Raw genomic sequence first — 14137 nt, 5'->3', positions numbered from 1 at the left:
CCGCCGTGGCGGCGCTTTTTTGGATCATGCGACCTGCGAGCGGGCTTCTTCTGCGTCATCCTGACTCTCCGTTCAATCGCATGTCACTCTATACGGAAATACCCCTGTGATTTCTGTATTGCTGCGCAGACTGATTGCCTGATGAATAAAACACGACAACAAGAACTCACCCGCTGGTTAAAGCAACAAAGCTCACGCGCCAAAGGCTGGATACGCCTTTCAATGATGCTGGGCTTACTCTCCGGTTTACTCATTCTTGCCCAAGCTTGGTTAATGGCGGGCCTGCTCCACAGCTTAATTATTCAAAACACGCCTCGCGACCAGCTGGTGCAAAGCTTCCTGCTGTTGGCACTGACCTTCATTCTTCGCGCCGTGGTCACTTGGCTGCGTGAGCAAGTGGGCTTTATTTGCGGCAAAATTATTCGCCGGGAAATGCGCAAATTGGTGCTCGACAGGTTGGAGAAGCTTGGCCCGGCGTGGATCCAAGGCAAACCAGCGGGAAGCTGGGCCACCATCATCCTCGAGCAAATCGAAGAGATGCAGGATTACTACTCCCGCTACCTGCCGCAGATTGCGCTGGCGGGGATTATTCCTCTGCTGATTCTGGTGAGTATTTTCCCGATCAACTGGGCCGCGGGCATGATCCTGCTGGTCACCGCACCGTTAATTCCTATCTTTATGGCCTTGGTCGGCATGGGCGCGGCGGATGCTAATCGCCGCAACTTCACCGCCCTCGCCCGCCTGAGTGGCAATTTCTTGGACAGCCTGCGCGGCTTGGATACGCTGCGCCTGTTCCACCGCGCAAAGGCCGAGACAGCGCAGATCCAACGCTCCACCGAAAGCTTCCGCGCTCGCACCATGGACGTGCTGCGTCTGGCGTTTTTATCTTCCGCCGTGCTGGAGTTCTTCGCTTCAATCTCCATCGCCGTGGTCGCGGTCTACTTCGGCTTCTCCTATCTTGGAGAATTGAATTTCGGCAGCTACGGCACGCCCGTCACGCTATTTGCCGGTTTCTTGGTGCTGATACTGGCTCCCGAGTTTTTCCAGCCGCTGCGCGATTTAGGCACTTTCTACCATGCGAAAGCGCAGGCGGTGGGCGCGGCAGAGAGCCTGCTGACCTTCCTGAGTGCCGAAGCTGAAAGTCAGGGCGAAGGCACCCAGCCTTGGCCGACAGAGGCAGAGAGCGCCATTTCATTGGAAGCCGTCGACCTGATTATCCGCTCGCCGGACGGCAAAACGCTGGCTGGCCCGCTCAACTTCACCCTGCCTGCGGGCAAGCGCGTGGCGCTGGTTGGCCTGAGCGGCGCGGGGAAAAGCTCCCTGCTCAATGCCCTGCTCGGCTTCCTGCCTTATCAAGGCTCACTCAAGGCCAATGGCATCGAATTGCAGCAGATAGCCCGAGCGGACTGGCGCCAGCAGCTCAGCTGGGTGGGGCAAAACCCACACCTTCCGGAGCAGAGCCTGCGAGCCAATATCCTGCTGGGCTGGCCGGATGCCAGCGAAGCGCAGCTGCAATCTGCCATCGAGCGCGCCTATGTCAGCGAGTTTCTCCCGCTGCTGCCTGAAGGTTTAGACACCGAGCTTGGCGACAGCGCGGCGCGGCTCTCAGTCGGGCAGGCTCAGCGCGTTGCCGTGGCTCGCGCCCTGCTCTCCCCTTGCCACCTGCTGCTGTTAGATGAACCCACCGCCAGCCTCGACGCTCACAGTGAAAAACGGGTGATGCAGGCGCTGAACGTGGCTTCTCAATCACAAACCACGCTGCTGGTGACCCATCAGTTAGAAGACACTCAGCAATACGACGAAGTGTGGGTGATGGATAAAGGCTTGCTGATTGAGCAAGGTGGTTATCAACAATTGGCGAGCGGGAATGGCGCATTTTCCCGATTGTTAGCTCAGCGCAGTCAGGAGCTATAAACATGAAAATTCTACTGCCTTATCTGGCTCTTTATCGCCGCCATTGGCTGCGCCTGTCGCTGGGCATTGTGCTGGCGATCATCACCCTGTTGGCGAGTATTGGCCTGCTGACCCTCTCCGGCTGGTTCCTCGCGGCGTCAGCGCTGGCGGGCCTCGCCGGGCTTTATACTTTCAACTACATGCTGCCCGCTGCCGGTGTGCGCGGCGCGGCAATCTTCCGCACGGCGGGGCGCTATGCGGAACGTCTGGTGAGCCACGACGCCACTTTCCGCGTCTTAGCCCATCTGCGGGTGTTCACCTTCACCAAAATCATGCCGCTCTCTCCGGGCGGCATTGCCCGCTTCCGTCAGGCAGATTTGCTCAATCGGCTGGTTGCCGACGTCGACACGCTCGACCACCTCTACCTGCGGGTTATCTCGCCGCTGGTCAGCGCCTTGGTGATCATCGTGGTGGTCACTTTTGGCCTGAGCTTCCTCGACCTGCATCTGGCCCTGACGCTCGGCGGCATCATGCTGCTGCTGATGCTGTTGTTACCTCTGGTGTTTTACCGCGCGGGCCAGCCGATTGGCCGCGAATTAACCGAGCTGCGCGGCACCTATCGCACCCAGCTCAATTCATGGTTGCAGGGCCAGTCAGAACTGGCGGTGTTTGGCGCACAGGCGCGTTTTCGCCAGAGCATGAATGAGACGGAAAGCCGCTGGGTGAGCCGCCAACAGCAGCAAGCCAAGCTTTCAGGCCTGTCGCAGGCGATGATCATTGCCAGCGCCGGATTGACCGTTACGCTGATGCTGTGGCTGGCTGCCGGTGGCATTGGCGATATCGTCCAGCCCGGCGCGCTGATTGCCCTGTTTGTCTTCACCCCGCTGGCCGCCTTCGAGGCGCTCGGCCCGGTCGCCGCGGCCTTCCAGCATCTGGGGCAAGTCATTGCCTCGGCCCAGCGCGTAACGCAGATAATTCAGCAGCAGCCCGCCGTCAGCTTCCCGGCGCACGGCCCACAGGCTGAACAGCAGGTCGCGCTGGAGATTGAAAACCTAAGCTTTACTTATCCGGGGCAGCCGCTGCCGGTGCTGAAAGGCATCAATCTGCAGGTTAATGCTGGCGAACACGTGGCGCTGCTCGGCCAAACCGGCTGCGGTAAGTCGACGCTGTTACAGCTGATCACCCGCGCGTGGGACAGCAACCAAGGCTGCCTGAACATTAACGGCACGGCGATTACGGATTACGATGAAGCCACGCTGCGCCAAACGATGACCGTGGTCAGCCAGCGAGTGCATATCTTCAACACCACGCTGCGGGAAAACCTGCGCATGGTGGCTCCGGCAAGTAGCGACGAGCAACTGGTCAAGGCGCTGGAAGCGGTTGATCTTCAAGCCTTGCTGGTCGGCGATGGCTTAAACAGCTGGCTAGGAGAAGGCGGAAGACAGCTCTCTGGCGGCGAACAGCGTCGCCTTGGCTTGGCGCGCGCTATCTTGCATAACGCGCCGCTGTGGCTGCTGGATGAGCCGACAGAGGGTCTGGACGCGGAAACCGAACGTCATATTCTGGCGCTGCTGCGCCAACATTGTGAAAAAAAGACGCTAATCTTAATTACCCATCGCCTCTACGGCTTGGAAAATATGGATAAGATCTGCGTGATGGAAGAGGGTCAAATCGTTGAGGAAGGCTCTCACCACGCGCTGATCGGCATGGCGAGTCGCTATGCACGTTTTCGTGCGCGCGGCTGACCGACTTTTTTGACCAATGAATAAGGACCCTATGCGGTTAGTCAAGCTTGAAGCTAACTCCGTCGCCTTCCCTAACCCGGAGACGGCGCTGCATGAACCCAACGGCCTGCTGGCGCTGGGCGGGGATTTAACCTCCCCTCGCCTGCTTTCGGCTTATCACAGCGGCATCTTCCCTTGGTTCGAGCCGGGGGAAGTGATTCTATGGTGGTCCCCTGACCCACGGGCCGTGCTCTACCCCGAAGAGCGCCATATCAGCCGCAGCCTGCGCCGTTTTATGCGTCGGGAACCCTATCGCTTCACGCTTAACAAAGCGTTCGCTGAGGTGATTCACGCGTGCTCTCAGCAGCGTGATGAAGGCACTTGGATTGGCCCGCTGGTCAAACGCGGTTATCAGGAGTTGCACGAAGCGGGTCACGCGCACTCGATTGAAGTGTGGGACGGCGATGAACTGGTGGGCGGCATGTACGGCGTGAATGTCGGCGGATTATTCTGTGGAGAATCAATGTTCAGCCGCCGGGATAACGCCTCAAAGTGCGCCGTGATGATTTTTTGCCAACATTTCACCCGCTATGGTGGAGAACTGATTGACTGTCAGGTGCTCAACCCTCACACTGCGTCGCTGGGTGCGAGAGAGATCCCACGCCGCCAATTTTTGCAGTCGCTTTCCCGGCTTTCACAGCAACAATTACCGCCGGAATGCTGGCTGCCCCAAGACTTATCCCCACGTTATGAAGACCTGCCGACAGTCCCGATGGATAGGGAATAGATGCGATCGTCAACCATACTTCTTTACATAATGTGGGTTTTTCGGCATTATCACGCCGGTTAAAAACTATGGTAGTTAGACCTAGAGGATTCGATGGCCAAAGAAGACAATATTGAAATGCAGGGCACCGTACTTGATACGCTGCCAAACACTATGTTCCGCGTTGAGTTGGAAAACGGGCACGTAGTCACCGCACACATCTCCGGTAAAATGCGTAAGAACTACATCCGCATCCTGACGGGTGACAAAGTCACTGTAGAATTGACTCCTTACGACCTGAGCAAAGGCCGCATTGTCTTCCGTAGCCGCTAACAGGCGGCTCACTCATCGCTGATTTCCAGCGATATCCGAGGATACCCTCTTCGCCCTTCCTGCTTTTGCAAGGGCGTTTTGTGGTGTCCGCAATTCGGCACTTCCCGCTATTTTCCTCTTTTATCAGCTTCAGGTTATTACCTTCACTCAACTGAAATTTGACGGAAAACAGGCATAAAAAAAGGCGATGTTTCCATCGCCTTTTTACTTTTCAGCTACCGGTGATTAGTGCACCGCGCCTTCCGCTTTCTTGTTCTGCGCACTCATGAAATGGTACGTCAGTTTATCGGCACTCTTATCGAGGCCCACGGAGACTGAACCGCCATCAACCAGCGAACCAAACAGCAGTTCATTAGCCAACGGTTTCTTCAGGTTTTCCTGCACGGCACGGGTCATTGGACGTGCGCCCATGGCGCGGTCGTAGCCTTTGACTGTCAACCAGTCGCGCGCTTCGTCGCTGACTTCCAGAGACACGCCTTTCGCATCCAGCTGCGCCTGAAGTTCAACGATGAATTTGTCGACAACCTGCTGAATAACTTCAGTAGACAGGTGGTTGAACCAAATCACGTTGTCGAGACGGTTACGGAACTCTGGCGTGAACACTTTCTTGATCTCTTCCATCGCGTCCGGGCTGTTATCCTGATGCACCAGACCAATAGATCTGCGCTCAGTTTCACGCACGCCGGCGTTGGTGGTCATGACCAGAATGACGTTACGGAAGTCCGCTTTACGGCCGTTGTTGTCGGTCAGCGTACCGTTGTCCATCACCTGCAACAGCAAGTTGAAGACGTCCGGGTGCGCTTTCTCGATTTCATCCAGCAGCACAACCGCGTGCGGGTGCTTCAGTACCGCGTCAGTCAGCAAACCGCCTTGGTCAAAGCCGACATAGCCCGGAGGCGCACCAATCAAACGGCTGACGGTGTGACGCTCCATGTATTCGGACATATCGAAACGCAGCAGCTCAATGTCTAACGCTTTCGCCAGCTGTACGGTCACTTCGGTTTTACCCACACCGGTCGGACCGGCGAACAGGAAGGAACCGACAGGCTTATGATCTTGGCCCAGACCGGCGCGGCTCATTTTGATCGCCTCGGTCAGTGCTTCAATCGCCGGATCTTGCCCGAATACCAGCATTTTCAGGCGATCGCCCAGATTCTTCAGCACGTCACGGTCGGTGGCCGATACTGTTTTCTCTGGAATACGCGCGATGCGCGCAACCACGCTTTCGATGTCGCTGACGTTAACCGTTTTCTTGCGCTTGCTGACCGGCATTAACCGGCTGCGCGCGCCCGCTTCGTCAATCACGTCAATCGCCTTGTCCGGCAGATGACGGTCATTAATGTATTTCACTGACAGCTCAACGGCAGCGCGCACGGCTTTCGCGGTGTAACGCACATCGTGGTGAGCTTCATATTTGGTTTTCAGACCATTAATGATCTGCACGGTCTCTTCGACGGTTGGCTCAGTAATATCAATCTTCTGGAAGCGACGCGCCAAAGCACGGTCTTTTTCGAAGATGTTGCTGAACTCCTGATAAGTCGTTGAGCCGATAACCCGAATTTTGCCGCTAGAAAGCAGTGGCTTAATCAGGTTTGCTGCATCAACTTGGCCGCCAGACGCCGCGCCTGCCCCGATGATGGTATGGATTTCATCAATAAACAGGATGCTGTTTTTGTCTTGCTCAAGCTGCTTCAGCAGTGATTTAAAACGTTTTTCGAAGTCACCGCGGTATTTAGTGCCCGCCAGCAGTGAACCGATGTCGAGTGAGTACAGGGTGCAATCGGCCATCACTTCAGGCACGTCGCCCTGCTCGATTCTCCAGGCTAGACCCTCGGCGATAGCGGTTTTACCCACGCCTGACTCCCCCACCAACAGTGGGTTATTTTTGCGACGACGGCAGAGAACCTGAATCGCACGCTCAAGCTCTTTGTCACGGCCAATCAGCGGGTCGATACCCCCCACGCGCGCCAACTGGTTAAGGTTAGTGGTGAAGTTCTCCATACGATCTTCCCCCGCCGACTGCTCTTCGTTAACTGGGTTCTCTGCGTTGTTGTTTGGCGCCTGACCTGGCTCATCTTTACGGGTACCGTGAGAGATGAAGTTCACCACGTCGAGACGGCTAACGTCATGTTTACGCAGCAGATATGCGGCCTGGGATTCCTGTTCGCTGAATATCGCGACCAGAACGTTTGCGCCAGACACTTCACTACGACCGGAAGATTGCACGTGGAATACCGCACGTTGCAGAACGCGCTGGAAACTCAGCGTAGGCTGGGTGTCGCGCTCTTCTTCACTGGCAGGTAAGGTGGGCGTGGTTTGTTCGATGAACGCTTCCAGTTCCTGGCGTAACGCCACCAGGTCAACGGTACAAGCTTCAAGCGCTTCACGGGCTGCCGGGTTGCTAAGCAACGCCAACAGCAGGTGCTCCACGGTCATAAACTCATGCCGGTGCTCACGGGCTCTTGCGAAAGCCATGTTGAGACTGAGTTCAAGTTCTTGATTGAGCATAGGCACCTCCCAAATAGATTGCCTTAATCAGGCTTTTTCCAGCGTACACAGCAACGGATGCTCGTTCTCCTTGGCGTACTTATTCACATGTGCGACTTTGGTTTCGGCTACTTCAGCGGTATAGACTCCACAAATAGCTTTGCCTTTATAGTGCACCTGGAGCATCAGTTGCGTTGCACGTTCAATATCATAAGAAAAGAACTTTTGCAGAACGTCAATCACAAATTCCATCGGAGTGTAATCGTCGTTGTTTAATATAACTTTATACATAGATGGCGGTTTTACCTCATCCTTTAGCTTATCCGCCGCCAAGTGTTCGAAATTTAGCCAGTCTTGATTGTTACCCATTGCCTGTCCATCACCTTCTGAAGGTCTGTTATGACGTCAGCATTGTCTGGCACCCTTGTGCCCCAGCTTTCGTCATGACGTTTAACATTCATTTTACCATCTCTTAATGCATCATGCCCCCGCACATCTTCCTCTCTTTGCTATCGGTAAAATCGTTGAAATAATGACCACATTATTTCAGGATCGTTACCTGCTTCAAAGTTTGGCTATCTGCTCAGGCATGACAAATGCCCTTCCCTTGACGTCCAGATCAATTCCACTAGAGTGTAATTTCGTGTGCAAAATACCGGCGATTAGTGCCTGTATTCAGCGACGTACGGGCATTCGTGCTCACTAATTAGCTCAATCTCTTCAACTCACCAAATAGTCTTGAGAGGGAAGTAGAAGCATGGAGACGGGTACTGTTAAATGGTTCAATAATGCTAAGGGCTTTGGTTTCATCTGTCCGCAAAACGGCGGTGAAGACATCTTTGCTCATTATTCCACTATCCAGATGGAGGGTTACCGCACCCTCAAAGCCGGGCAGCTAGTCAGCTTCGATGTCCATGAAGGGCCAAAAGGAAATCATGCAAGCCTCATCATTCCGGTGGAAAGTGAAGCGGTCGCCTGACCCTACTCAACGCCTTTTTGCCACACCATCATGTTGCGTACTCTTTGCCAAATGCCAGTCTCATCTTGACTGGCATTTTTATTTATGGGGGAGAAACGATTGGCCTTCAAGCCCCGAAAAATAAAAAAGCACATTATTGTCAGTTTTGCCGCGCGCCCTAGATGCATCGCTAGCTAATTATTTACATTTGGTAACTTCAACTAAACGGAACCCAAACAATTGTAAATCTCCCGCTGTGATCAAAATCACCGTTGATATTTGGTTTATTCACCAACTGCTCAAATAACGACATTCAGCCCTTGAGGGCTTGTGAAGAGCAGGTACATAACGATGAGTGCAATCAGCTACCCAATCGAAGATAAAAAAATACACTCTGGTATGCAGATGTTATCCGCATTGGTTTCCCGCCGAATGGTGCCTGGCCCTGCCTGGAACCGGACCAGCTATCGCTTTAAATTCTTACTGCGCACCCTGATGGCGCCGAAATCCACGCTCTCTTTGCTGGATTATCTGGCCAGCCACCCACTGCGTGATGAGATGCTGCGCGCCGCGCCGTCCCTGCCTTGCAAGCTGCACCGTGTGTACCAGTCGGTGAAAGTAAACCGCGAGATTGCGCTGAAAAATATTATCGCCCACTACGATCACTTCGCAGCACAAGTGCCGCCAGCGCTGGCGCATGCCCATTTTTCTGACCAGCCGCTGCACATCGCTACGCTGGAAGGCAAAGAGGATCAACGCTACTTTATTCAGTTCAACGCCGCCGGGCGTTTAGATAAAGAAGGCGAAGCCACGCTGATGTTCACGCTGGAAAACGGCGAGCCACTGGCCACCGTCACCTTCGCGTTGATTAACTACCGCGGCCAGCCAACGCTGTTTATTGGCGCTATTCAAGGCCCGCGCGCCCACGTTGAGCACTCGCAGATTCAGGCAGCCACCAAAGCCTGCCACGGCCTGTTCCCGAAAAAACTGGTGATGGAAGCCACGCTGCTGCTGGCCGAGCTGACCCAAATGACGCAAATCGTCGCCGTCGCCAATAAAACCCACATCTATGAGAATGCGCGCTACAAGAAGCGTAAAGGCATGATGTTCGCTGACTACGACAGCTTCTGGGAAACCCTGCAAGGCGAGCTGGAGGAAGATGATTACTACCATTTGCCACGGCAGATCCCACACCGCTCGCTGGAAGAGATAGCCAGCAAGCGTCGCTCTGAGTATCGCCGCCGCTACCAGTTACTGGATTCGCTGGAAGCGCAGATCCGCCAAACCTTCTCGCAGGGTTTTGCGGCCAGCCGCAAGAACGACGCCGCCTAGTCCGCCCTACCCCGCGCCAGCCATGCGACGCGGGAGAACATCTGCCGCAGCAGTGGCGGAATAGACCCCACGCCACGTTGGGACGCCGCCAGCGCCACGTCGATAGCCAAATCAGGCTTCGACGTGCGGTGAATCGCTTTGTCGATAATACGCCGTGGCGACATAGGTAGCGTATCAGGAAGTGCCGCATTGCGGCGGTAAACATCCTCAAAGCCGCCGCGATAGAGGAAATGCTCAATATCTTGCGAAGGCAGCGCGGTCAGCCGGTAGCGCAGCGTGTCGTCGTATTTCTCAACATTGCTGATCACCGTCGCGGCATACTTCTTCCCGGCCTCGTCGCCATCCACCAGCACGTGCCACTCAATTCCCATCTGGCGAGCAAAGCGCAGCAAGGGCTTAAGGCCGCACTGGGCGAACTCAATCACCTTGATGCCTTCTGACTCGAAGTGGTAACCACACTGGCGCGCCAACTGGTTGAGCAGCCACACTTCCGTTTCACCCTCGACCAGCAGCCAGCAGCGGGCAAACAGCGACGACGGGCGGTTAAAGCGAATATGAAACGCGATGCGGCGGCTGTCTTCCGAACTCAGCCCCTCCGGCCCGATGCTGTAAGCCGCGACCCGGCCTGACTCGCGCACCAATCGGCATATCTGCTCTACCGGCACCAGCGACAGCAGCTCGCCAGAGTTAGTGGTGGTAATGCGCTGTAAGGGAAGCTGATCGAGCAGTCCCCACGCCACCGACAGCATAATCGGGTGCAGACGGGTTTCGGGGTCTTCTATTAATAGTAACGGGCGAGCATCGGGGTGCAGCACTACCGACCCCTTGGCCTGCAATAGCGTGGAAAACATCCCCAGCAGCATGACGCGCATACTGCGGCTGTTCGGTTCGGCAATCATGCGGTTGATGTTATCGAGTGAGCGCCATGCGCGGCGGCTCTCGGCCCGACCGTGGCGCTTTTGCTGCCACGGCGCGCTGCTGCTGGTGCCCTGCTCGGCAAAATAGTGTTCTAACAGCTGCTGCATCGCCGCCAGCCCGCTGCGCAACTCACTGTTGGTCAGGTTCTGCGGGTTGTGGATCAGCCCGCGCGTCAGGTCGTCGAGCTGCTTGGCCATCTCTTCATTATTCTTGGCGAGGCGCGGGGCCAGCGTCTCACTGCGCAGGCGGCGAATAAAGCGCGCATCGCGCAGCCGCAGCACCGGATTTAAAGTAATTAAGGCCTGCGCCAGCGGATCAATAGTTTGCAGATTCAGCGGCTGGCCGTTGGCCGAGAGGAAGCTGCGCAGGGTCAGCACGCTGCCGTCATCGTCCAGCTCCCCTTCGAGGCGATAATAGATGCGCGTGAGCTTGTCCGCGCACTTCACCCATAAAGGAGAAAGCGGGTTGAATCGCGGCGAAGTGTGGTGCCCAGCCTGATTCTCGCAGAAGGTGAACACCACGTGCAGGTATTTCGATTTGGCCTGCTGTTCACCAGCGGGGAAGTAGAAATCTTCTTCTTTAAAGCAGTAAAGCTTGGGTTCGGGTGAGAGCAGCAGTGTCAGGGCATCCAGCAAACTGGATTTACCCCAAGCATTTTCCCCCACCAGCACGGTATTGGTGGTGACCGAGGAGACGTCCTCCTCGCCCAGCGGGCCGCTGATGGAAGCACCGCGCTGCGTGGGTTGGGTCAAGGTTAGCGATAACCGATTTAGACCGCGAAATCCTGCAATATCGATATGTTCCAGATACATCGGACGCTCCCTTCTGCTTCATCTGTTTTCAGCATGGCGTGAAAAATGCTGTTTGGTCAAGATATTGCCTCGCCATTTGCTGCTTAAAGCGACTTTACACTGTCACGGCTTTTGGTTAGCGTGTTGACCGCCCATTTAGGACTCGCAACCACACGGAAAGCTTCATGTACTCAGGTTTACTGATCATTCTTCTGCCGCTGATCATCGGCTACCTCATTCCATTAAAAAAATCGGCATTGCTCTATGCCATCAACCGTCTGCTGAGTTGGATGGTCTACGTGATCCTGTTCATCATGGGCGTCAGCTTGGCTTTTCTCGATAATTTGAGCACTAACCTGCTGCTGATTTTCAAATACGCCGCGGTCTGTTTCTTGTGCATTTTCATTTTCAATTTTGTCGCACTTTGGCTGTTGGAGAAGCGTAAACCTTGGAAATCCAATCATCAGCAAGAGTCCCTGCCATCTCGCCTGAATATGGCGATTGATTCGCTCAAGCTGTGCGGCGTGGTGATCGCCGGTTTCCTGCTCGGCCTGACCCAGTGGCACTGGCTGACTTACGCCTCCGAAGCCAGCGAAGTGGCGCTGATTTTCCTGCTGGCGCTGGTGGGTATGCAACTGCGTAACAGCAGCATGACGCTGCGCCAAATCATCCTTAATCGCCGTGGCATGCTGGTGGCGTCGGTGGTTGCGGTTAGCTCACTGGTCGGTGGCGCACTGGCCGCGCTGCTGCTCGGCCTGCCGCTGAATACCGGACTGGCGATGGCCTCGGGCTACGGCTGGTACTCACTGTCGGGCATCGTGTTAACCGACTCTTTCGGCCCGGTGGTCGGCAGCGCGGCGTTCTTCAACGATTTGGCTCGCGAGCTGTGCGCCATTATGCTCATCCCAACCTTGGTGCGCACCAGCCGTTCCTCGGCGCTGGGCCTGTGCGGCGCGACCTCAATGGACTTCACCCTGCCGGTACTGCAACGCAGCGGCGGGCTGGACATGGTGCCACCGGCGGTGGTTCACGGCTTCTTGCTGAGTCTTATCGCGCCAATCCTCATGGCCTTCTTCTCCGCCTGACCTGTTCCATTCGACTTGATGAAAACCGCGCTGGCCCCCACCAGCGCGGTGATCAGCCTTAAGAATTTGCGCTAAATCAACCCTTCGGCAGTTATTCCATAAAGCACTTCATTTCTTATCTGTTGCGTCTTAGGCTTAGCCTAAAACATGCATTATAAATGCAACTTATAAAAGGAACGGATGATGTTTTGTGTGCAATGTGAACAAACAGTAAGAACCCCGACCACCAGCGGCTGCGCCTATGCGCAGGGGATGTGTGGCAAAACGGCTGAAACCTCTGACCTGCAAGACCTGCTGGTAGCAGTGTTGCAGGGCTTATCCTCGTGGGCGCTGATCGCCCGAGGCTATGACATCATTGACGCAGAAATTGACGCCTTTGCGCCCCGCGCCTTCTTCTCAACCTTAACCAACGTTAACTTCGATTCGGCGCGCATCGTGGCCTATGCCCGCGAAGCCATTGGTTATCGCGAATCCCTTGCCAGCCAGTGCCGCCTGATGGACCCGGCCATCAGCAATCAGCACCCTTTGGCCAATCTGACCTTAACCAGCGACGCCATCGACCAGCTACAAATTCAGGCCCAGCAATTTGCCTTGAACAGCGATAAAGCCGAGGTCGGCGACGACATCCACGGCCTGCGCCTGCTCTGCCTGTATGGCCTGAAAGGGGCCGCCGCATATATGGAACACGCCCACGTGCTGGGCCAGTCCGACACCAATATCTATGCCGATTACCATCGGATCATGGCGTGGCTCGGCACCCAGCCTGCCGACATGACTACTCTGCTGGAAAATGCCATGGGCATCGGCAAGATGAATTTCCGCGTGATGGAAATCCTCGATAAAGGCGAAACGGACGCCTACGGGCACCCGCAGCCGACGGTGGTTAACGTCAAACCTCGCGCGGGGAAAGCCATTCTGATCTCCGGCCACGACTTGAAAGATTTGCAAATGCTGCTCGAACAGACCGCGGGCACGGGCATTAACATCTATACCCACGGGGAAATGCTGCCCGCCCACGGCTACCCGCAGTTGAAGAAATACCCGCATCTGGCGGGCAACTACGGCAGCGGCTGGCAGAACCAGCAGAGTGAATTCGCTAAATTCCCGGGGCCAGTGGTGATGACCTCCAACTGCATTATTGACCCGAATGTCGGCAACTACGGCGACCGGATCTGGACCCGCAGCATTGTCGGCTGGCCGGGCGTGAAGCATCTGGAAGGGGAAGATTTCGCGCCAGTGATTGCCCAAGCCTTGGCAGAGCCGGGCTTCAAATACAGTGAAATCGAGCAAGAGATCACCGTCGGCTTTGGCCGTGAAACCTTGCTCGGCGCGGCGGACACGGTAATTGACTTGGTCGCCAGCAAACAGCTGCGCCACATCTTCCTGATTGGCGGCTGTGACGGCAGCCGTGGCGAACGCAGTTACTTCACCGACTTAGCCCGCGCCGTGCCTGACGACTGCCTGATCATGACGCTGGCCTGCGGCAAATATCGCTTCAACAAGCTGGACTTCGGCACCCTCGGCCCGCTGCCGCGCCTGCTCGACGTCGGCCAGTGCAACGACGCCTATTCGGCCATCATGCTGGCGGTTCATCTGGCGGACAAGCTGGGCTGCGGCGTCAACGATCTGCCGCTCAGTCTGGTGCTGTCATGGTTTGAGCAGAAAGCGATTGTTATTTTGCTGACCCTGCTCTCTCTCGGAGTGAAGAATATTGCCACCGGCCCGACGGCTCCGGCCTTCCTGACAGAAAACCTGTTGAACGTGCTGAATGAAAAATTCGGCCTGCGCGCCATTACCTCGGTTGAGGACGATCTGCGCCAGATGTTGCCACAATAATTTCAGTTGGCCGG

At 55.8% G+C, this 14137-nt stretch carries 11 protein-coding genes; 8 read left to right on the top strand and 3 right to left on the bottom strand.

Going from position 1 to position 14137, the window contains the following annotated elements; all coding sequences use genetic code 11:
* Positions 1-141: 141 nt before the first annotated feature.
* The 4 genes from cydD (at position 142) to infA (ending at position 4716) form a co-directional block, all read left to right on the top strand.
* Positions 142-1914: a heme ABC transporter permease/ATP-binding protein CydD gene (gene cydD, locus GEAM_RS05040; RefSeq protein ID WP_034789120.1), complete on the top strand. Its 1773-nt coding sequence runs from the start codon at positions 142-144 to the stop codon at positions 1912-1914.
* A gap of 2 nt (positions 1915-1916) precedes the next feature.
* Positions 1917-3638 (top strand): heme ABC transporter ATP-binding protein/permease CydC, encoded by a 1722-nt coding sequence (cydC, locus tag GEAM_RS05035; RefSeq protein WP_034789118.1) that lies wholly within the window; start codon positions 1917-1919, stop codon positions 3636-3638.
* A 31-nt stretch (positions 3639-3669) separates the two neighbouring features.
* Positions 3670-4404 carry a leucyl/phenylalanyl-tRNA--protein transferase gene (aat, locus tag GEAM_RS05030; RefSeq protein WP_034789114.1) on the top strand — a complete coding sequence of 245 codons (735 nt, stop codon included), beginning with the start codon at positions 3670-3672 and terminating at the stop codon, positions 4402-4404.
* A 93-nt stretch (positions 4405-4497) separates the two neighbouring features.
* A complete protein-coding gene (gene infA, locus GEAM_RS05025; protein WP_002211347.1) occupies positions 4498-4716 on the top strand; it encodes a translation initiation factor IF-1 in 219 nt (72 codons plus the stop codon).
* A gap of 225 nt (positions 4717-4941) precedes the next feature.
* Here the strand turns inward: infA and clpA are convergent, their stop codons facing one another.
* Together clpA and clpS are read right to left on the bottom strand one after the other, a co-directional pair.
* Positions 4942-7224 (bottom strand): ATP-dependent Clp protease ATP-binding subunit ClpA, encoded by a 2283-nt coding sequence (clpA, locus tag GEAM_RS05020; RefSeq protein WP_034789111.1) that lies wholly within the window; start codon positions 7222-7224, stop codon positions 4942-4944.
* A gap of 27 nt (positions 7225-7251) precedes the next feature.
* Positions 7252-7572: an ATP-dependent Clp protease adapter ClpS gene (clpS, locus tag GEAM_RS05015; RefSeq protein WP_034789108.1), complete on the bottom strand. Its 321-nt coding sequence runs from the start codon at positions 7570-7572 to the stop codon at positions 7252-7254.
* A gap of 388 nt (positions 7573-7960) precedes the next feature.
* Here clpS and cspD point away from each other — a divergent pair, with 388 nt between their 5' ends.
* On the top strand, positions 7961-8182 hold the full coding sequence (gene cspD / locus GEAM_RS05010) for a cold shock-like protein CspD (protein WP_034789106.1): 222 nt from the start codon (positions 7961-7963) through the stop codon (positions 8180-8182).
* 330 nt (positions 8183-8512) lie between these two features.
* The gene (locus GEAM_RS05005; protein ID WP_034789104.1) at positions 8513-9493 is read left to right on the top strand and encodes a VirK/YbjX family protein; all 981 of its coding nucleotides are present in this window, start codon (positions 8513-8515) and stop codon (positions 9491-9493) included.
* On the opposite strand, the gene GEAM_RS05000 is transcribed toward GEAM_RS05005, so the two are convergent.
* A complete protein-coding gene (locus tag GEAM_RS05000; RefSeq protein WP_034789103.1) occupies positions 9490-11223 on the bottom strand; it encodes an ATP-dependent nuclease in 1734 nt (577 codons plus the stop codon). The genes GEAM_RS05005 and GEAM_RS05000 overlap by 4 nt on opposite strands.
* A 164-nt stretch (positions 11224-11387) precedes the next feature.
* Between GEAM_RS05000 and GEAM_RS04995 the strand changes: the two genes are divergently transcribed.
* Together GEAM_RS04995 and hcp are read left to right on the top strand one after the other, a co-directional pair.
* Entirely contained in the window at positions 11388-12287 is a 900-nt protein-coding gene (locus tag GEAM_RS04995) for a LysO family transporter (protein WP_034789100.1), read from the top strand.
* A 183-nt stretch (positions 12288-12470) separates the two neighbouring features.
* Entirely contained in the window at positions 12471-14123 is a 1653-nt protein-coding gene (gene hcp, locus GEAM_RS04990; protein WP_034789098.1) for a hydroxylamine reductase, read from the top strand.
* Positions 14124-14137 lie beyond the last annotated feature (14 nt).

The sequence above is a fragment of the Ewingella americana ATCC 33852 genome (genome assembly GCF_000735345.1).
Taxonomy (GTDB): Bacteria; Pseudomonadota; Gammaproteobacteria; order Enterobacterales; family Enterobacteriaceae; genus Ewingella; species Ewingella americana.
This window is presented reverse-complemented; position numbering and strand designations above follow the sequence as displayed.